18 protein-coding genes are annotated in these 20606 nt (G+C 46.5%); 7 read left to right on the forward strand and 11 right to left on the reverse strand.

The genetic code is table 11. The features are described 5' to 3' along the window. Window positions 1-120 precede the first annotated feature (120 nt). Window positions 121-507 (forward strand): SRPBCC domain-containing protein, encoded by a 387-nt coding sequence (locus tag FRZ54_RS18520; protein ID WP_147033316.1) that lies wholly within the window; start codon window positions 121-123, stop codon window positions 505-507. Here FRZ54_RS18520 and FRZ54_RS18525 read toward each other — a convergent pair. From FRZ54_RS18525 to FRZ54_RS18540, 4 genes are all read right to left on the reverse strand, one after another. Continuing rightward, window positions 504-1871, reverse strand: a complete 1368-nt coding sequence (locus FRZ54_RS18525; protein ID WP_147033317.1) for a DUF6089 family protein — start codon at window positions 1869-1871, stop codon at window positions 504-506. The genes FRZ54_RS18520 and FRZ54_RS18525 overlap by 4 nt on opposite strands. A 76-nt stretch (window positions 1872-1947) precedes the next feature. After that, window positions 1948-2787, reverse strand: coding sequence for a maleylpyruvate isomerase N-terminal domain-containing protein (locus tag FRZ54_RS18530; protein WP_147033318.1), 840 nt, complete (start codon window positions 2785-2787; stop codon window positions 1948-1950). A gap of 215 nt (window positions 2788-3002) precedes the next feature. Further along, window positions 3003-4184, reverse strand: a complete 1182-nt coding sequence (locus FRZ54_RS18535) for a trans-sulfuration enzyme family protein (protein WP_147033319.1) — start codon at window positions 4182-4184, stop codon at window positions 3003-3005. A gap of 31 nt (window positions 4185-4215) precedes the next feature. Then, window positions 4216-4716 (reverse strand): OsmC family protein, encoded by a 501-nt coding sequence (locus tag FRZ54_RS18540; protein WP_228462536.1) that lies wholly within the window; start codon window positions 4714-4716, stop codon window positions 4216-4218. A 39-nt stretch (window positions 4717-4755) separates the two neighbouring features. On the opposite strand from FRZ54_RS18540, the gene FRZ54_RS18545 reads away from it, so the two are divergent. Then, window positions 4756-5229, forward strand: coding sequence for a hypothetical protein (locus tag FRZ54_RS18545; RefSeq protein ID WP_147033320.1), 474 nt, complete (start codon window positions 4756-4758; stop codon window positions 5227-5229). Between the two features lie 26 nt (window positions 5230-5255). Here FRZ54_RS18545 and FRZ54_RS18550 read toward each other — a convergent pair whose 3' ends face one another. From FRZ54_RS18550 to FRZ54_RS18560, 3 genes are read right to left on the reverse strand one after another with little or no spacing between them, the layout of a single operon-like run. Further along, a complete protein-coding gene (locus FRZ54_RS18550; protein WP_147034535.1) occupies window positions 5256-5663 on the reverse strand; it encodes a DUF3052 family protein in 408 nt (135 codons plus the stop codon). Beyond that, complete coding sequence (locus FRZ54_RS18555) at window positions 5663-6115, reverse strand: DinB family protein (RefSeq protein ID WP_147033321.1); 453 nt, start codon at window positions 6113-6115, stop codon at window positions 5663-5665. Before FRZ54_RS18555 ends, FRZ54_RS18550 begins: the two co-directional genes overlap by 1 nt. Next, window positions 6112-6552 (reverse strand): DinB family protein, encoded by a 441-nt coding sequence (locus FRZ54_RS18560; RefSeq protein ID WP_147033322.1) that lies wholly within the window; start codon window positions 6550-6552, stop codon window positions 6112-6114. Before FRZ54_RS18560 ends, FRZ54_RS18555 begins: the two co-directional genes overlap by 4 nt. Window positions 6553-6672: 120 nt before the next feature. Here FRZ54_RS18560 and FRZ54_RS18565 point away from each other — a divergent pair, with 120 nt between their 5' ends. The 5 genes from FRZ54_RS18565 to FRZ54_RS18580 all read left to right on the forward strand — a co-directional run bounded on the left by FRZ54_RS18565 (window position 6673) and on the right by FRZ54_RS18580 (window position 14540). After that, window positions 6673-7857 carry a nucleoside recognition domain-containing protein gene (locus FRZ54_RS18565; RefSeq protein ID WP_317131591.1) on the forward strand — a complete coding sequence of 395 codons (1185 nt, stop codon included), beginning with the start codon at window positions 6673-6675 and terminating at the stop codon, window positions 7855-7857. Window positions 7858-7920: 63 nt separating this feature from the next. Next, window positions 7921-8094 carry a hypothetical protein gene (locus tag FRZ54_RS24540; RefSeq protein WP_187359667.1) on the forward strand — a complete coding sequence of 58 codons (174 nt, stop codon included), beginning with the start codon at window positions 7921-7923 and terminating at the stop codon, window positions 8092-8094. A 68-nt stretch (window positions 8095-8162) separates the two neighbouring features. Then, window positions 8163-13082, forward strand: coding sequence for a PKD-like domain-containing protein (locus FRZ54_RS18570; protein WP_147033324.1), 4920 nt, complete (start codon window positions 8163-8165; stop codon window positions 13080-13082). A gap of 2 nt (window positions 13083-13084) precedes the next feature. Further along, window positions 13085-14119, forward strand: coding sequence for a PorP/SprF family type IX secretion system membrane protein (locus tag FRZ54_RS18575; RefSeq protein ID WP_147033325.1), 1035 nt, complete (start codon window positions 13085-13087; stop codon window positions 14117-14119). Window positions 14120-14132: 13 nt separating this feature from the next. After that, entirely contained in the window at window positions 14133-14540 is a 408-nt protein-coding gene (locus FRZ54_RS18580; protein WP_147033326.1) for a hypothetical protein, read from the forward strand. Between the two features lie 193 nt (window positions 14541-14733). Here FRZ54_RS18580 and FRZ54_RS18585 read toward each other — a convergent pair whose 3' ends face one another. From FRZ54_RS18585 to FRZ54_RS18600, 4 genes are all read right to left on the reverse strand, one after another. Continuing rightward, complete coding sequence (locus tag FRZ54_RS18585) at window positions 14734-15351, reverse strand: TetR/AcrR family transcriptional regulator (RefSeq protein ID WP_147033327.1); 618 nt, start codon at window positions 15349-15351, stop codon at window positions 14734-14736. Window positions 15352-15452: 101 nt separating this feature from the next. After that, the gene (locus tag FRZ54_RS18590; RefSeq protein WP_147033328.1) at window positions 15453-15935 is read right to left on the reverse strand and encodes a DUF4126 family protein; all 483 of its coding nucleotides are present in this window, start codon (window positions 15933-15935) and stop codon (window positions 15453-15455) included. A 120-nt stretch (window positions 15936-16055) separates the two neighbouring features. Further along, window positions 16056-19478, reverse strand: coding sequence for an efflux RND transporter permease subunit (locus FRZ54_RS18595; RefSeq protein ID WP_147033329.1), 3423 nt, complete (start codon window positions 19476-19478; stop codon window positions 16056-16058). A 20-nt stretch (window positions 19479-19498) separates the two neighbouring features. Next, a complete protein-coding gene (locus tag FRZ54_RS18600; RefSeq protein WP_147033330.1) occupies window positions 19499-20599 on the reverse strand; it encodes an efflux RND transporter periplasmic adaptor subunit in 1101 nt (366 codons plus the stop codon). Window positions 20600-20606 lie beyond the last annotated feature (7 nt).

The raw sequence follows: 20606 nt of genomic DNA on the forward strand, positions 1-20606 counted from the left end.
AGTAAAATAAAATATATAATGGCTCCTGCGGAGCCTCCTATTTTAAAGACGATTCGAGTTATTAACAGCATAATGATAATTTTGCCAATTCTTGATTTCTGGAAATCCTGACTCCAACAAATGAAAGATTTCAAAAAATATTATACCATACCGGCGCCTCCCGACGAGGTGTACCTGGCATTAACTAACCCCATAACGATAGAACTATGGACCGGCGACGATGTTGAAATGAGCACCGAAGCCGGTTCTGAATTTTCCTTATGGGGTGGAAGCATCGTCGGCAAAAACCTGGAGTTTGAAGAGGGTAAAAAAATAGTGCAGCAATGGTACTTTGATGGTGAGCCTGAAGCTTCGATAGTAACCATCAAACTTCACCCAGGCAAAAATAATTCTACATCAGCTGAAGTGCGGCACACCAACATACCCGATAACGTATATGACGAATTTGCCACCGGCTGGGACGAATACTACTTTGGCGCCCTTGCGGATTTTTTTGCAGAAGATTAATACAAGGTCAGGTCGACCCGCCTGTTCAACCGCCTGCCTGCCGCTGTTTTGTTGCTTGCGATAGGATGTTCCCCCCCAAAACCATAGGTTTTGATCTGCGACTCGTTAACTCCCCTGCTAACCAAATAGGCCTTAACCGCTTCCGCCCGTTCGATAGATAGTTTGAGGTTAGCATCGGCATCCCCTCCATTATCCGTATAAGCTTCCACTTTCAGCGAAAGTCCCTTATCTGTTAACAGTTGTGCCACACGGTCGAGGTTATACAATGAATATGATTGTATGGTGGCTTTGGCCGGGTAAAATTCAAGATTAACGCTTGCCGTGGTAACTATCCTTTTATCCTGCTCGGTAATGTTAAACTTCACTTCGGGACTGACCACAGGCAGCGGACAGCCGGTGCCATCCACTTTAGTGCCCGCCGGTGTGCCAGGGCATTTATCGTTTACATCCGGAACGCCGTCCCCATCTTTATCTGTCGTTAAACCGGCAATATTCGCATTAGCGGCATCAAGGTCGTTTTGCAGTTTTAAATTTTTAGCATTTGCAGCGTCGAGGCTCAATTGCGCATCGGCAAGGGAATTTGACATAGCTTTAGTTTGCGCCGCATGTTCGATGATCAGCGCGTCGACGCGGCTTTGTGAAGTTAACTGGCGTTTTGAACGTTTACCCAGGGCAAATTCAAGACCGACATGCGTATAAGAAAACCTGTCGTTTGAAGGGCCGTATTTGTAGCCGTCTACATCATCTGCAAAAACATAATTTACCTGGTAACCGAGGTCAAGATTAAGCCTGGGAGTAAGATTAAACTTAAGGCCCGCACCTACCGGAACAAAAAACTGGCTTTTGCTGCTTAGGGTTATAAATTCTTTTGCGCGGTCGGGCAGTAACGATGCCGTGTAACCGACAACGCCTGCGCCAAGACTAAGATAGGGCTGCATAAACCCTTTATTTCCCTTGCCTTTTACATGTGCGACGATGAAGTTGCCGCTCAAACTTGCCGACCAGTTCAATTTTGTATTAACCGTTGAGTAGACTTGTGCGCCTCTTGCATTCTCTTCATAGGCGTGGTCCGCCTTCAGTTTGCCGCCCATGAAATCGGCCTGTAAGCTGAACGAATGCGAAAGCTGTTTCCTGATATACAATCCGTAACCTAATTGCGCATCCGGGGATGTAAAGTCTTGTCTTGAATTATAGCCTATTATAGTATATGGGGTTGATATGCCGCCGGATACACCTATCGACCACGTGCGGTATTGATCGGTTTTTGCGGCAAATTTGCTGGTATCGGCTGTTACTGCGGATGCTTCGCCGTAGGCGAAAATGGCTAAGCTCAATAAAACGATCCGCGAAAATTTAGCAATCATAAATTGTGTTAAGGTAATATATCCGGAAAGTTAAGTATTATTTCCTTTAAAGAAAAGAAAAATAATTATTTGTTTATCAAGCCATTACAGAGATCATCTCAAGTGCCCTTGTCGCAAGATGCTCATCACCGTGAATAGTTGCCTTTTCAAGAGCTGATCCTAGGGTAATACCTTTGGTAAAAAGCTTCCACGCAACGCCCGGGTCAAGAGCCACCGATGCGCTGATATCACTGTCTGATGGCGGCTCACTTAACGCCCAGTTTTGCTCCGTTCTCGCCAGGTACCAATCGCCCCCTGCATCACCCTTCACGGTAATTTTCACAACTGTTCCGGTTGCAGCTGCAACATCACGGTAAGTATAAGGGAGACCCTGCATAAAGGTATCTATACACGGATAAAATAACTCCCGCGTCATTAAAGGCTCCGTCTTTCCAACTGCCTCGCGTATCTGCTGCTGGTGGTGCCATTTCTCGGTATAGTCGCGGGCAATGTGGAACCAGTTCATCGACAGGTCCTCACCGGCCCAGGCAACACTGTATATAGCAGGTTCGAAAGGGTTAAGCGAGCGGTAATACTCCAACGCGCGTGTATCGGCGTTTTCCATCATTTGTATCATTTGCTGCGGGCTAACCCGTTTCATTGCCTTAACCCAGCTGCCGTTAAGGTCGTTCAGGTAGCCTACCAGGTCCTGGTAGTTGTTGATCTCCCGGTCCGGTACCAGGTTATGGCCGTCTAACAGCGAGACTGCGCGCATACTGGTATCGAGCAGGTGTGCAGCAATATCTTTTACTGTCCACTGTTTGGCAAGCGTAGGTTTGTCCCAATCTCCGGGCGACAATGAACGCAGCAATTCAACCAGCAGGGAATTTATCTGCGGGTACAAATGCAGTGTTGGAATGGGAATTTCCCGGCTCATTGTTGGCTATTGTTGCTTATCTATGTCAAAAATACGGCTGGAACCGTGATTTCGCAAGCGCCTGTAACCGCTGATAATCAACTTTGGGGCATCGAAATTAAAATGGCATATTTCAACTCACCAAGGTTTCGGAGCCTGGCAAGCCTGCAAAAAATTGGTTATCAGCATATTGCTAACCCGGAAAGCACCGCCGCCTTAACACTTAGTGCATTGGGTTACTTAGTGCTTTTTTCGAGCGCCTGTTCAATATCGGCCAGTATATCTTCCGCTTTTTCCAGCCCGGTAGAGATACGTATCAAGCCCGGCGTAATACCTACGGATAAGCGTTCGGCATCGGTCAGCTTGGAGTGCGTTGTACTTGCCGGGTGCGATGCTATGCTGCGGGTATCGCCCAAATTGGCGGTTACTGACAGCATTTCGAGTGCATCCAAAAACTTGCGGCCGGCCTGCAAACCGCCTTTTATCTCCATACAAAATACGCCGCCGCCCAGTTTCATTTGCTTTTTGGCGATCTCGTATTGCGGATGAGTTGGCAGCAACGGATATTTAACCCAGGAGACATTCGGGTTGCTTTGCAATGTCCCGGCTATCTTAAGTGCATTTTCGGAATGGCGCTGCATGCGTACATCCAGCGTTTCCAAACTCTTGCTAAGCACCCACGCATTAAAAGGCGACATGGACGGGCCTGTATTACGGCAGAACAAATAAATATCTTTTATCAAATCAGCACGGCCAACGATTACACCGCCTAACACCCTTCCCTGCCCGTCTATCCATTTGGTTGCGGAGTGTACAACCAGGTCGGCGCCGAAATCAATGGGGCGCTGCAGTAATGGCGTGGCAAAGCAGTTGTCTACATTCAATATCAGGTTATGCTTTTTTGAGAATTGCCCTACCCATTCCAGGTCAATGATCTCCAACTGTGGATTGGTAGGTGTTTCCAAATACACCATTTTGGTGTTGGGCTGTACGGCTGCTTCCCATGCTTCGTTTTCGCCCGCAGGCACCAAAGTAGCCGATATGCCATATTTGGGCAAATACTTGGTAACCATGGTAAAAGTACTTCCGAATACCGAGCTGCAGCATATCAGGTGGTCGCCCTGTTTCAGCAAAGCGAACATCGACGAGAATATCGCGCTCATCCCCGTAGATGTAGCAAAACCTGCGTCGGCTCCTTCGAGCGCACACATTTTGGCTATAAATTCATCGACATTGGGGTTACTGAAACGGCTGTAGATATTATCATCGGTCTCATCGGCAAAAGCCGCGCGCATAGCTTCCGCCTCATCAAAGGTAAAGCTGCTGGTGAGGTAAAGCGGCGTTGAGTGTTCTTGTTGTTGCGACCGGGGTGTTTGAATGCGGATAGCCTGCGTAACAGGATCTAACTTTTTAGACATGGTTAATGTGAATGTAAGAGATGTAATTTATTTATTCGGCAGGGTGAACAAATACCTGCGTTTTTATTTCGGTACCCGAACCCATCAGCGTAGCGGCAACCGAGCAATATTTATTGACAGAAAGGTCGACCGCGCGGCTGGCCTTATCCGGATCGATATCGCCATACAAATGAAACTCGACATTGATCGATTTCCATAAAGATGGCTCCTTGCCCGCTTCACGCTCGCCGCTGATGGTCATCTTATAGTCCACTATCTCCTGGCGCTGTTTTTTCAAAATACTGATCACGTCGATCGCAGAGCATCCACCCAAACCCATCAACAGGGTTTGCATTGGGCGTACGCCAAAATTCTCACCGCCGCTTTCAGGGCTGCTGTCCATCTTAATGGAGTGCCCGTTCTGGTCGGTTGCAACAAAACCAAAATCACCGTTTACACGGGATAGCTGAATAGTAGGCATATTATTATCTAAAAGCTTCAAATTTACAACTTTTACACGTGAATACTGTGCCTGGTACATCGATTGGGACATAATCTGACTTTTTATAAATAAATCCTTTACTTTTAGCGAATGAAGAAACTGGTATTATTGGTTTATTTAGGCTTTTCGGCTTCTTTATGCTTTGGTCAGAAGCATTTGCTGTCGTATGATGATCTGAAATTCATGCTCATCAACAGCCTCCAAAAGACTGATACGTTTATGATGGCAAAAGGTTATACCATTTCCGTAAAAAACAACAAGAGCAATAACCGGACATATAGTTCTGTATCAGGCAGTTCGCATGTTGATATTAATGTGCGGCAGGACGGCAAAAGGTTACTGGTAGAAATTGAAACCAATTTGCTGTCGCAATACGACCTGATATACAATTCGATAGCGCAATATGTAGATAAGCAGGGCAGCACTACCGATGTGCAAACCTATGTGGTGAAGGACCTCGGCAGCATTTATATTACGGTTACCGATACTAATCCCTACGACCCATTAAAACGGGAATATGACATCCACGTTGTACCGGATAAACGGATAACAGCCTATAATTAGAGGTTAGCAGGAGCGACTGCAGTAAACTATCTGTCTTTAACCCGAATTACCAGCTTCAAACCCGACCATACCTCATCAACCGCACATACTTTAATATCCACCAGCCCTATTTGTAAAGCATAGTTCCGGATAATGTCTTCTGTGATATCAGTAGGTACTTTGGATGCCTTCTTAGGCCACGATACCCATATCATCCCGTTCGTTTTGATCTGTTTCTTTAGAGATGGCATCATACTTTCATATTCTGCCCGGCTTTTGGTAAAGAAATGGGTAAGGTCGATATTGGCTGTATCCCTTTCGAAATACAAATTGGGCGGCAAGTCCGAAAAAAGATCAAGATAATAGTCCGGCGCGTTGATCAGGCTGATATGAAACCCGTCCTTTATCCCTAATTTTTTAGCCAATGGCGTACCCGAATATCCCGCTGCCTGCATTATCGTACGCCCCACTCCCATATGCCATACTGTACTTTTTGACTAACCGGGTGCCCCGATTGCTTCAGCGCCAGCATGATCTGTCCGCGGTGGTGCGATTCATGCGAGATCAAATAACCTAAAAAGGCTGTTGCATGCGGTTTAAAGCCTTTTATTTTGCCATCAACCGACCGGTCAAATAATTGTTCAATTGCAGCGGCGCTGCGGTTCATGGCGTCTGTTAAATTCTCCTTACTGATGTTTCCCTTCTCGATTTTTGGCAGGCCCTCCAGCAAAGATGCATCAGCTGCTTTCAACCACATCAGTCTTACATTATTAATGTGTGCGAATTGTTCACCCACGTTTCTCCCTTTCGAGGAAAGTGTATCCGTTAGGTGCGCCTCTTCAATGGCATCAAGCAGGTAAATATTGATGCGGTTATGTATCTGCCAGGTTTCGGTCAGGGCGCTCATAATCTGATCTGGTTGAGATGATGCTTTAAATGTTCCACATAGTCCTGCGCCAAAAATTCGACGGTATGCAACTGCACATCGGTTTTACTATTGTCACATTTTGCCTGCCAGCGGTCTGCAGGGTACAAGGTCAGCACCCTGGCTATTTGCAGGTTAAGCAATCGCCATAACTCAAGCAGACTTTCCACTCCCATTTCCTGGTAATGCTGCGCTGCAACCAATTTATCCTGCTCATAGGTCAGCTTGAAATTTTCTTCATAAGTACATCTCACAAACCGTTGCAGGTTTATCATGGCGCTATCGCATAAATGGCCGATAATTTCCTTATTCGACCACTTGCCCGGCGCAGGTTTCAGCTCCCAATCAACTGGCTTGCTATGAACCAATTGCAGAAATTGTTCGACGCATGGCGTAAGGTTATCCACAAAAGAAGGCATGATATGGAAAAGTTTGACTTAAAGATAGCGATGTTTTGTACTACCTTCAATGCCTGAACTGTAAGCATGGCACTAAATTACATTTGGGTTGCATTTTTCGTTATTGCGTTTTTGATCGCCATGATCAAACTGATTTTTTTAGGCGATACCGAAGCTTTCAAAGCCATTGTCGACAGCCTTTTTAGCTCTTCGCAAACCGCAGTGATGGACATCGCGCTGCCACTTGCCGGCGCAATGACTTTTTGGCTTGGCATTATGAATATCGGCGAGAGAGCAGGCGCTATTAAATTCCTTTCCCGCATTGTAGGGCCATTTTTTCAACGGATATTCCCCGAAGTACCCAAGGATCATCCGGCGCTGGGAAACATCCTGATGAGCTTTTCGGCTAACTTATTGGGTCTGCTGAATGCCGCAACTCCGCTTGGACTTAAGGCAATGGGAAGCCTCCAGGAATTAAATAAAGAGAAGGAGGAAGCTTCCAATGCACAGATCATGTTCCTGGTTCTGTTAACCTCGGGCATGCAATTACTTCCCGTTACTATTATTGCACAGCGCGCCATTCTTCACGCAAAAGATCCAACCGATATTTTCATCCCGTGTATAATCGCAACTTACGCGTCGGCGGTAGTAGGTATGATCGCAGTAGCCATCAAACAAAGGATCAGGCTTTTTGATAAGGTGATCATCGCCTGGTTGGGCGGAATTACCTTAATGATCACCGTATTGGTTTGGATGATGACGCAATACATGACCAAAGACCAGATAAGTACCTTCTCGAAAGTATCCAGTAATCTCCTGATATTCTTTATAGCGGTAATTTTTATCGCAGGTGGGTTCATTAAACGAATAAATGTATTTGAATCATTTATAGACGGCGCAAAAGCCGGTTTTGAAACAAGCGTCAAGATCATTCCTTATTTGGTTGCAATGCTTGTAGGCATAGCCGTATTTAAAAGCTGCGGAGCGTTGGGTTATCTAAATGACGGGCTGAGGTGGGCCGTCCATTCTGCCGGACTTGACACACGGTTTGTAGACGCCATGCCTGTTGCCTATCTGAAACCACTTAGCGGTTCCGGTTCGCGCGCAATGATGATCAGTACCATGCAGACCTATGGTACAGATAGTTTTGCGGGTCGTTTAGGTTGTATTTTTAACGGCTCCGCCGACACCACCTTTTACATTGTCGCCTTATATTTTGGTTCGGTTGGTATCAAGAGATCGCGGTACGCCATACCGTTCGGCCTCATAGCCGACCTGGCCGGTATTATCGCGGCGATATTTGTCGGGTATTTATTCTTTGGTTAATAAAATTTCAAATCCATTTTTAAACGGACGAATAAAGCACTGAAAATCAACTATATTAATATCATGGCAACCAATACCCGTCACGCCCAATCTGTTAACTTTAAGTCAAGTTGCTATGACGCTGTGATACAGCGTGATATTTTACATTTTTCAGGCAAATCGGGCGATGATTTGCGTAACAAAAAGCCTCTGTTTTCCGTACAAAACGGGGATTTTCTGCTGGTTCGCATCCTGTAAAAAAAATTAACTTACACGGCCGGCGTCAATGGATTGGGTTTTAAATATTTATAAAAGACTGGGTATTAATGATTAAAGCTTACGCCGGGCGTTTATTTTTCACTATACTTTTCACGCTGCTGATGGCTGCGGGCGCTACGGCCCAAACTATTACGACAGGTGCGGTCGACCCCGGTCCTTATGGACAGGGTTCATCCATTGCAGTTCCGATCACTATAAACGATGCCACAGGCTGCATTACTCCCGGGAATGCCTTCAATCTTTATTTATCCGACGCCTCGGGAAATTTTGTAGCCGGCGGCAAACTTATCGGGACATACAATGGCTTCTATACTTCATTCGTTAATGGCGTAATACCCAACGGCACGCCTGCCGGCGCAGGGTACAAAGTAAGGGTAGTATCAACCAACCCTTCGGTTACCAGCACCACATCGGCTGCTTTCACCATTAATGCAAGTACTGCCGTAACAGCAGCTGTGTCCTCACAGATCATCAGCCCAACCTACCCGGAGGTATTCGGGCAATGCGAAGGCCAGGCAGGGGCATCATTTATTTTCCAGGATAAATCGGCAGGCAGCACATCAACTACGGCTACATTTATCAACGAACTTACCAAAACAACAGAAGTAAATAATGTAGCCATTCCCCCGGCTACGTATACTTTTAATGCAAATACCGGCAACTACACGGTGCTGGTAAAAGCCAAATCTGCCGGCGGAACGGTTGGTACACACGCATACTTGCTGCTCAATAATGTTATCAATACCAACATAGGCGCCACAGGTTCTCTTACCGTATGTCTTATTAACGGCAAAGGCGACCTGACAGTCAATATCGATATTTCATCGCCCACGGGTATCCAGTATAACTACCCAGGCAATTTATACACCATAAGCTGGGGCGACGGATCGGCACCGGATGTTTTGACGCTTTGCCAGATAGTGGCACAAAACGGCCAGGTTACTCACACCTTCACCAAAGCATCCTGCGGTAACTCTGTCGTTTTTCAGCCCAGCAACGTGTTTTGCGGTCCCATCGGGGCTGCACCAAGTAATGATGCCAAAGTGATCGTACCGCCTACTAACCTTTTTACTGTGCCGCCGGTTGGTTGTGCCGGGCAGCCATATACGATCAAGAACCAATCCGACCCGGGTATCGATCCTGCAACCTGCGCCAAAAACGCCAAGGCATTGTATACCTGGCTGGTCGACGGTGTACCTGTAGCTACAAACTACCAGCTTAGCCAGGATTTCATATTACCCGCCACTACTCCGGCGGGTTCGCATGTTATCACGCTTCACCTGCAAAATCCGATTAGCGGTTGCGGTACTGCCGACGTTTCTCATAATATCTGTTTGCAAAACCCGCCGCAGCCAATATTCAGTCTGCCATCGGCAACCTATTGTTTAACTGCCGGACCTTTTTCGCCAAACAACACCTCTATCGTCGACGCCACATGCGACCCGAATAATACTTATATCTGGACGATAACCGGCCCTGCTCCCGTTAATTTTGCGGGCGGCACCAATAAAAACAGCAAAACACCTCAATTTGTATTTACGGCGCCGGGCATTTATCAGCTGCAATTAGCCATCACTACGGCTACATGCGGGCAGGTGGTATCAGGGCAGCAAACGATAATTGTGAATGATATGCCGCAAGTTACCCTATCGCCCAATACGACACTTTGCGGCAGTAACCAGCTTTTGACATTCGATAAAAACCCCGGCCCTACCCAGTCGACACTTACAGGGACGGCGCAGCCGCAACCTACCACTTACACCTGGACGGTTACGGGCGGCGCCTTCACTTTCCAGGGAGGTACAACGGCCAACAGCCAGTACCCGCAGATTTTATTTACTGATTTCGCTACTTACACTATAAAGGCAACTGAACAAAATACCTGCGGAACTGTCACCAAAACGCAAACTATTACCTTTGTACAGGCGCCGACCGTAACAGCCGGTAACAACCAAACGATATGTGCCAGCAGTCCAGTAGCAGCGTTAACCGGTAAAATAACGGGTACCGTAGTCAGCCAGCAATGGGTAGGCGGTACAGGTACGTTCTCTGCCGGGCGTGGCTCATTAAATACAAACTATACGCCGTCCGCAGCAGAAATAGCGGCCGGTTCTGTAACACTCACCTTACAGGCTACTACCGCATTGCCGGCGCCATGTAACATAATAGGCAGTAATATTACCATCACTATTACACCTATCGATAATGTGACCAGTCCGCCTGCCGAAACTATTTGTACGGGCCAACCGGTTAATTATGCCATCACATCGACAAGTGGCGGTACTAATTTCACATGGACAGCCTCGGTAACATCGGGCACAGCTACAGGGGTTGCAGCTTCGGGTAATGGGAATACCATTAATGATATTATCACGAATACTAACGCGAGCAACCCTGCTACCGTTGTTTACAAAATAACACCACAGAATAACAGTTGCACGGGCAATGTTTTTACGTTGACGGTTACCATTGATCCATTACCACAGATCACAGCAGTACCGGTTAGCTCCCCGATTTGTAGTAATCAGCCGGCCGGAGTTACGCTGACATCGAATATTCCCAACACCAGCTATACATGGACGAGTGTCGCCTCAGCAGGTATTACGGGAAATACTAATCAATCAAATGCGGTATCGACTAATTCGATACAGGATGTGCTTATCAATAACGGTACTACGGCCGGAACTGTGACCTATACCATCACACCCTACAATAAAACATGCCCCGGCCCGGTGAAAACGGCTACGGTTACTGTGCAGCCGCTGCCTGTACAGTCGAACCCTGGTCCGGACGACGAAGTGTGCAGCACAACAACCTACACTTTGCAGGGTAATAACCCCGCACCAGGAACGGGCAAATGGACCCTGGTAAAAGGGCCTGCCGGAGTTACTTTTTCGGACGATACCAAACCAAACGCCGTTGTAAGCGGGTTGCAGGCCGGTAACCTTTATCAATTCCAGTGGACAATCACTGCTACGCCAACATGCCCGCCAAGCAGCAATGCGGTTAATATCCTCATCGACTTGCCGACCATAGGCGGTACCACCACCGGCGATGCGACAGTTTGCTCGACAGGTAACACCGGGCAAATAACATTAGCTGGTTACCAGGGAAATATCGTGCGTTGGGAGTCATCGGTTGACAACGGAGCATCATGGCAGCCGATTGTAAACGTAAGTACCACGCAGAGCTATTCCAACCTAACACAAACCACTTTATACCGGGCTATTATTCAAAGCGGGGTTTGTAGCCAGTTGCCGTCAACCGCAACTACCATTACTGTAAACCAATCACCTATACAGGCGGTTGCCGGTGCCGATATTAATGTTTGTAATGCCACGGTAGCCACGTTGCAGGGTAATAACCCGGCACCTTTCAATGGAATTTGGACACAAACTGCCGGACCTGCCGTAACCATTGTAAACCCGGCAAACCCTAATACACAGGTTACCGGTTTAGCAAATGGGAATACCTACACCTTTACATGGACCATTAAAGGACTGCCACCATGCGGCGATACCCAGTCCTCCGTAAATGTGAATGTCTCTGCCGATGTTACCGCCAGCTTTACAATGGATAAAGTACAAGGCTGCGGCCCTACAACAATAACGTTCGTTAATACATCAACCCCGGCGCCTACCGGGAGTTATTTGTGGGACTTTGGCGACGGAACGCCTACATCGACGGCCACTACTCCATCGCCGCATACTTTTGCACCTTCGCCGGATGGTAAAGAGGTAACGTACACGATCACCTTAACCCCGGTAAGCAATTGCAACCTGAAAACACCCTTTACTGCAATAGTAAAGATAAGCCCGGCTGTACCTGTAGCTATTATCAACCCGAGCCAGACGACGGCCTGCGGCGGCTTCGCACTGACGGCACAGAATTTATCGCCGGGAAATAATGTCCAGTATGATTTTTACCTGACCGATGCAACAGGCAATATCCTGCAGCACATCTCAAAAACGGACAAAAGCGATGCAACTTTCCAGCCCGTGAACCCGACAAAAGTGACGGATTACAATGTTTACCTCGTCGCTACCGATCAGTGCGGAACCCAAGGAAAATCTACCCCGATCATTATTTCCGCTTCACCCTCATCGGTTATCTCTCTGGTACAGATCAAAAACGACCAGCAAAGCGTTTGCCTGGGCGGATCAATTATATTTCAGAATATATCTACCGGGGGCGACCGCTTTACTTACACCATTTACGATGCTTCACAAAACCCTGTCGCTACTATACCCGGCGGGCCCGGTGATTTTAATTACACGCCTACCGCGCCCGGCACTTATTATGTTTCCATTACCGCGGGCAACAATGGCTGCGGCGATGCTGCGGTTTCAGCATTAAAAATGTTCACAGTTTATCCTATCCCCGCACCTGACTTCACTTATACGCTGGATAACGATTACAATGTAACTTTCACCAACACCACCCCCGACGATGGTAACACACCGGCATCGTCGCTTACCTATTACTGGGATTTCGGTGACGGATCAAATAAAAACACCACAAACGCACCGGAAGTGCATCACTATGACTACGAACGGTCGCCGTTTACGGTAACGCTCCGGGCTACCAACCTGGCCAGTGGGTGCCTGGCTGTGATAACAAAAACTATCGAAGTAAAATTCCTTGGCAACCTGTACTTGCCTAACGCTTTTACGCCAAGCAGCACCAACAGCGAGCTAAACGTATTCAAAGCAAAAGGCACGCAGATAAAGGAATGGAAGATGCAGGTGTTCAATAATTTCGGCCAGCTGGTTTGGGAAACAACAAAACTCGACGGAAACGGGTCGCCTACCGAAGGCTGGGACGGCACATTTAAAGGCATACCTGTGCAACAGGGAGTATATGTGTGGCAGATATCGGCCACATTTATTAACGGCACCGAGTGGAAAGGTATGTCATATAATCATTCATTGCCAAAACGTACGGGCGTAATCCATTTGATCAGATAGTGATGAAGAATATAGCCCGGCTCATTTTATTTTTGATAATATCCCTGCGTTGCGTTTCGGGCTTCGCGCAGGATCACCTGTATTCTCAATTTTTTAATTCCCCTTTGTATCTTAATCCTGCACTAACGGGGCAATTTAAGGGCGATCTGAGGATGAATCTCATCTATCGCAATCAATGGACCTCGGTACCGGGAACTTTCTCCTACATATCGGCCTCAATTGATTACAACGTTCTCCGTTTTGGCGGCGGTGTAGGCTTGTTGGTGACCCGTAGTAGCGAAGGCACTGCCTATCTTGATAAAACGAACATATCGGCCCTTTACTCGTATAGCGTTGGCTCCGAGGACTTTGTATTGTCATTCGGCTTGCAGGCCGGGGTTACAAACCGTACCATAGATTTCAGCAAACTGGTTTTTGGCGACCAGATAGACCCCACCCTGGGCATTATTTCGGGCTCGTCGTCGGCGGCCGGTTCGTTCCCTTTTAACAATAAATTTTACTTCGATTCGGGTGTTGGCACAAACCTTGCAATAGGTGACTTTAATATCGGCGCGGCGGTGCAGCACATCAATAAACCTAATGAGTCGTTTACCGGGACCCCGGTAAAATTACCCATTCGCACCAACGCACATATAAGCTACCGGTACGACCTGAATCCTTTTGATAATATAGACGATGATGAAAAATCGTATGTGATACCATCGGTTGTGTTTTACAAGCAGTCCAACGCTACATCATATAGCGCTGGTATGCAGTATAAACACAAGAGTGTGAACGTGGGCGTGTGGTATCGCAGCGGTAACGAGACCGGCCCGAGTGCGGTTGTGGTATCGCTTATTTTCGATCTTTTCATCAACCGCGATGGCGGAGAGAAATTGAGGTTCGGTGTAAGCCATGATGCTGCCGTTTCTGGTCTTACCTACGGCAACACCAGCGGGTCATCGGAAGGTAGCATAGGGTACGAAACAACACTGCCCGGCAACGGCGACCGGTCACAGCGTTTTGAAGGTGCAAGGCGTTGTTATGAATTTTATTGACATTGTATAAAAAATGACGGAAACCTACTTAAAGGATAAAACGGCGAAAAAAAGATTTTTTCAGAAAGGTATGGTCGTATTAATAGCGCTTGCGATCGTATTTACTGTATTTTTAACCCGGTTTGCCCTTTCAGGTTCGCGCGAGGCCCTGCTGAACGGGGCTCCGGGAAGCGAAGATGCTTATAAGGTAGCAAAGCTTTTTGTAAAGCCTACTATCAAGTCCAATGATATATCTTTTCCCGAATCAGGTTATCAATGCGCACAAAAACCCGACTCCGTTTTCGTCATTAAATCATACGCGGAAGCGAACGACCAGCCAAAACCCCAAAATGTAACGACGTTCGAGATAACGCTAAAGTTTATCGGCGGGGCCGTTGCAGATAAGAGAAACTGGAAACTCATCGGTATCAGCGAGGATTAAAAAAACACCCCGGCTATAAAAACCAGGGTGCTCAATCACTCTAAAACAATCACCTCTAAATTAAGAAGTACCTTTAATAATTATATTATTGAGTAGCTAATTATTGACTAAACTAAAATAATAGTCAAATATACCAAGTAACAATGTTTATTCGATAGAAATACAGGCTTTTTGACCCTGATGTGACAGAATATCAGTGTTTTAACCCTCTTATGAATATATCAACCAGCAACAGGCGCTTGCGGTGTATTTCTTCCAGGTGCTCCTTCTTCGGAAAGGTTGTTTTGCGATACCCCATGGTCCCTACTCTTACACCTTGCAGGGCATCCAGCAGCAGGTCGACAATTTCGCCGGGGTTTTCTACATTACTGATGTTCCCTTTTTCGGCGTCTGTTTTTATCGCATTACCTAACAGGGCCATTTCAGTTTGCCTGATGTGTTCCACTATTTCCCAGATCGTATCGGGTAAGCTTTGCTCGTTCAGCCTGATAAAATCGAAAAAGTTATAGTTGTTGACAATGAAGTCGTGGTGAGTATCGATCTGGCATACAAAAGCCGCTTTAAGATCATTGATCCGCGACAATTTATCATCCAGTAATTTCAGGTAATCATCGGCCAGTTTCCGTGTAACAGCGATGTACAACTGGCTCTTATCGGGAAAATAGTAATATAATAAAGCCTTTGACATGGATAACGCCCCGGCTATCTCATTCATGGTTGTTTTGGAATAACCATAATGCAGGAATTGCTGGTATGCAGCTTCTAATATTTTTTCCCTTTTTATATCCTGTTGATCGGCGACGTTACCCACTTATGAAATTATAATATGATGTATTCCTGACTTTTTAAACAAAATTATCAAAAATTCTACACATAATAATGTCATTTTTACATTTGATAGGCAGGGCCATATTACACCGAATTAATTATAGCTAAGCCTGCACCGAGCGCCAAAACATCCTCTGCAGCGCCGATAACCGGGTCGTAAATGCCGGAATGTTTTACTATACTTTTTCTTAAATAGTAACAGGCGTACGTAGCAGCAATAGCAGCCGTGGCACCAAGCATCGCTCCCATCCATCCATTTTTCCTGTTCGATTTGGCCAGGGCCCCTCCCGACAAGCCTCCTGAAATACAACGCGCGGCAACGCCCAATAATTCTGTCCTTGCCGGGGCAAACGGCAACTTATCAGCTACCAGCTCGCCCGCGGCACAAACTTTTAAAATAGCAGCAGCGGTACCCGAGTTAATAAATGCTACCAGCGACCCTTCCAGGTTTTTAGCCTTAGAGCGGCTTAACAGGTGACTTGTAATGGCAGGGGCCAATACCGAACGCATTCCGGCGATAAACCCTACCCCGATAACCTGCCAAACCGGGTTCAATTTTGTTTTCATAAAAGTATAACCCACCCTTCGGGTTTAAGTTTTATAAAATGCCCCGGTTGACGCTGCCTGGTATTGCATAAAAAAGCCGCCCCGGTAACTCGTAAGCGGCTTCATTAATATATGGTTTGATTAAGAAATATGGCTTAATTCAGGTTCGGCCTCGTGTGCCTCTTCCTTCTTTTTACCGAAAAGCCTGGATTTTAAACGTATCCGGATAATATACATACATGGTACTACGATCAGCGTAATGATGGTAGCAAAACCTAATCCGAATATCATCGTCCATGACAATGGACCCCAGAATGCGTTGTTATCACCACCAAAATAAATATGTGGTTTAAACGAACTGAACAGTCCGGCAAAGTCGATATTGAAACCTAAAGCCAACGGAATCAACCCGAGAATGGCTGCTGTGGCGGTTAATAATACCGGCGTCATACGGGTACGTGCCGCTTCAACTACCGCATCGTGCAGGCTAGCTCCCTGCTCTATCAGCATATCGGTAAACTCGACCAGCAGGATACCATTTCGCACCACCACGCCGGCAAGGGCAATGATACCGATACCTGTCATTACAATAGATATGGTCATCTTAAATATGGCAACTCCCAGGAACACGCCGATGATACTAAAAAATATCTCGCTCAATATGATGAATGTTTTACCTACCGAATTAAACTGCGCCACAAGAATGATCAGGATCAACCCAAAAGATATGGCCAGGGCAGTACCCAAAAAAGTTGCAGCTTCCGCCTGGTCTTCCTGGCCGCCGCCCATCCTGATGGATACGCCGTCAGGTGTCCTGAAGGTATTAATGGCACTTTGTATGGCTGCGTTCACTTCGTTTACGTTGCTGGTTTTCAACACATTTGAACCAAGCGTAATAATGCGGCGCTGTTGTTTATGGTTAATATTTGCATACGTGTTGGTGTACCGGATATCGGTAAAAGCCGATATAGGCACCTGCCGGATAGTACCCCCCATCGCTATATCGCGATAGGTTATCTTCAGGTTGCGGATGGCATCAATATTATTGCGCTGGTCTTCCTGGGATCTTACCGTTATCTCGTAGTTATCCTCTTTTGTGTTTCGATAATCAGATGCTTTCGCTCCGAATATGGTAGCACCCAATGCCTGGTTTATCTGGTTAGTGGTTATACCTTCACGGTTAGCGCGTTCACGGTTAACGTCGAATACGATCTCGGGCTTATCGGCCTGCAGGTCGGGCACGAGTCCTTCGATGCCTGTAATGCCCTGTTTGCCGATATAATTCGTGAGCCTGCTGGCGGTTTTTACCAGCGTATCCAGGTTATCGCCTGTAATTTCGATGCTGATATCCTTTTGTACCGGCGGACCTGCATTTTCCTGTGTCACTGCTATCTTAGCGCCCGGGTAGCCCTGTACGGACTGGCGTATGCGCTCCATTATCTTTTTGGTGTCCTTGCCGTTACGTTTGCTAAATTCGGCAAACGCCACGGTTATCTTTCCTTTATTCGGATACTTACCCAGATCCGCGTCTGTCGGGTCGGTAACGCCCACGGTAACGTTCGAAATAATAGAAGTAACGATATCTTTATCAGGCTCCACTACAGCTGCAACTTTCTTTTCCAGTTTGGCAATTACCGCGCTGGTTTGCGCCTGGTCGGTGCCCGTTGGCAACGTTACATACACATAGGTAAAGTTTGGATCACCTGCCGGGAAAAATTCCACTTTCGGGCTCCTGACAAATACGAATGCCATAGTCAATACAAACAAACCTAATGTACCCGCCAATATCCACCACGGCGATTGTACGGCTTTTTCCAATCGCCTGGCATACCAATGCTGGAAACGCGGCCAGGCATTTTTCTGGAACCTGTCTATCAGCCTTAGTAACACAAAGTGATTAAGCAGGTATAGAAATGCGGCAAACACCACAAAGTTCCCGACACCCCGGTTAACAAGATAAGCCAAAATTGCGATCCCGCCCATAAAGGCCAGTGTACGCAGCACCTTCCTGTCGAACTTTGGATTGTCATGCTCGCCCTCGTGGTGCGGCTTCATAAAGTCAACCGCAAAAACAGGGTTCATGATATAGGCCACTACCAACGATGCCAGTAAAGTAATGATGAGCGTGATGGGTAAGAAGAACATAAAGTGACCGATCAGGCTGTTCCAGAATGCCAGCGGAATGAACGGCGCCAAAGTGGTCATGGTGCCTGAAAATACCGGTAAGAATACTTCACCGGCGGCCATCTTAGCTGCCTGTTTAATAGGCACTTTGCCATTCGCAAAAATACGGTGCGTGTTCTCTATCACCACAATAGCATCATCCACCACAATACCCAGCGCCAGGAGGAACGAGAATAACACGATCATATTCAGCGTAAAACCGATAGCCGGCATTACCAGGAAGGCGATAAAACACGATAACGGCACCGAAAGGGCAACAAATATGGCATTGGTGCTGCCCATAAAGAACATCAGGATAATAGTCACCAGTATAAACCCGATAACGATAGTATTGATCAGGTCATCCAGTGTCGACCTGGTTTTATCCGATTGGTCGCCGGTAACTGTGATATTCAGCCCTTTAGGGAACACTGTTTTTTGCTTGTCCTTGATAAGCTGATTTATTTTATCGGATGCTTCGATCAGGTTCTCCCCCGCGCGCTTACTCACATTCAGTGTGATCACGTTCTTGAAATTGGGATCATCATTAGTTTTTAAACGCGCGTAACTTTCCTGATCTTTAAAACCGTCCCGAATGTCAGCAATGTCACGGAGGTAAACTGCCTTCCCCTGTGGATTCCTGATTACCAGCGCGGCAACTTCTGCGGCATTTTTAAAATCCTCTTTTACGTCAATGGCTTGTTGCTTGCCGTCTATAACGACGTTACCTGCCGAGGATATGATATTTTCATTACCAATTGCCTGGATAATGTCGCCATAACCAATTTGAGCAGCCGTCATTTTGTTTATATCCACATTGACCTGAATATTGGGCGTAAGTGCCCCGATTTCGTCAACTTTAGATATTTCCTTCATGGCCTCTATGTCATCCTTCAGGTTGTCGGCATATTCCTTCAATTTTTTAAGATCATAGTTACCCGATAGGTTGATATATAAAATAGGAAGGTCGGCTACATTAATATCAGTTATTTGCGAGGCCTGCAGATTATTGTCATTTTGGGGCAAATCTTGGGCTGCCTTGTCGACTGCTTCGCGAACATCAATTTTTGCTTCTCTTATCTTAACATCAGCATTGAATTCTGCAGTAATTATGGACAAATTCTGCTGAGTTCTAGAAGTTACTTTCTTCAATCCCTTTAGTGACTTCAATTGCTTCTCGATCTGTCGCGTTACTAACAGTTCAATGTTTTGTGGCGACTGGCCTATATACGGAGTGGTCACAAACACCTTTGATTGCGCGATATCAGGGAAATTTTCCTTCGGCAATCTCATGTAGCTGAGAAGCCCGAGTACGGTGATAAGGAATACGATCACGTACACCGCCGTCTTATTATCAATGGCCCAACTCGAGGGCTTAAATTCTTTTTCCAGGTCCTTCATATCAAATCAGTTTAGTATGATTAATTACCAGGTTGTAAAACCTTTACTTTGTCGCCGTCTTCTACTTCGGTCGAGCCATCGGTTATCAGCTTATCACCAACATTCAAGCCTGTTTTTACTTCAACGAGCCCACCGTATGAGGCCCCCTCAGTTATTACCTTTTTCCTGGCGGTATTGTTGACATTTATGAATACATAATCGCCGTTTTCTGATTTTTGTATGGCGTTTATCGGTACAACAATGGCATTCGATTTCGAATAATCCGCAATTTTCAGCACCACCGTCATGTTGGGACGCAGCGTCTTACGGCCGGGCAACTGTATTTCAATTGGGAAACTACGCGATGAGGGGTCGATAACCCTGCCGGCAAAAGTAACTTTGGCCATCAGCGAATCGTTTGCATCCGGCACCACTACGTTCACTTTATCACCCAGTTTTATGTTGGATGAGTAAGACTCGGGCACATCGGCTTTTACCTTCAGGTAATCGGTATTTACTATCCTGATAAAAGTTGTAGCCGGTGATGCCGCCTGCCCCAGTTTAAGGTCCATCTGATCAACTGTACCGGTTATCGGCGATACGATACGGTACATATCCGATTGCTCCCTTAATGACGCCACCTGTTTTTGAGCCGACTGCATGTTCGACTGAGCCTGCAGGTATTGCACCTCGGTGCCTATCTTCTGGTCCCAAAGGTTCTTCTGACGTTCGAACAAGGTCTTTGCAAGGTCTGCCTGGGTTTGAGCCTGGGCTATATTTTGTTTCAGTACGCTGTTATCAAGCTGAACTAATGTCTGGCCCTTATTAACATGGTCGCCCACTTTTACATAAATAGCGGTTATTACGGCCTGTGCCTGCGGGAAAGCCTGTACGTTATCTTTGGCATCTATCTTACCCTGCAGGTTAATGTAGTTGGTAAAAGATTGTTTTTGTACATCCATTACCGCTACATCGGTTGATTTAACGGAATCTGTAGTACCAACTTCTTTTTCCAGCTTCGAGATTTTAGCAGATAAGTCTGCCTGTTGTTTTTTCAGATCAGTCAGTTGAGCCTTTTTATCTTTTGGCTGACTGCATGCCGCAAATAGTAATATTGCCGGTATATAAAGTAATTTTTTCATTTTATTG

The organism is Mucilaginibacter ginsenosidivorans, from assembly GCF_007971025.1.
Classification (GTDB): Bacteria; Bacteroidota; Bacteroidia; order Sphingobacteriales; family Sphingobacteriaceae; genus Mucilaginibacter; species Mucilaginibacter ginsenosidivorans.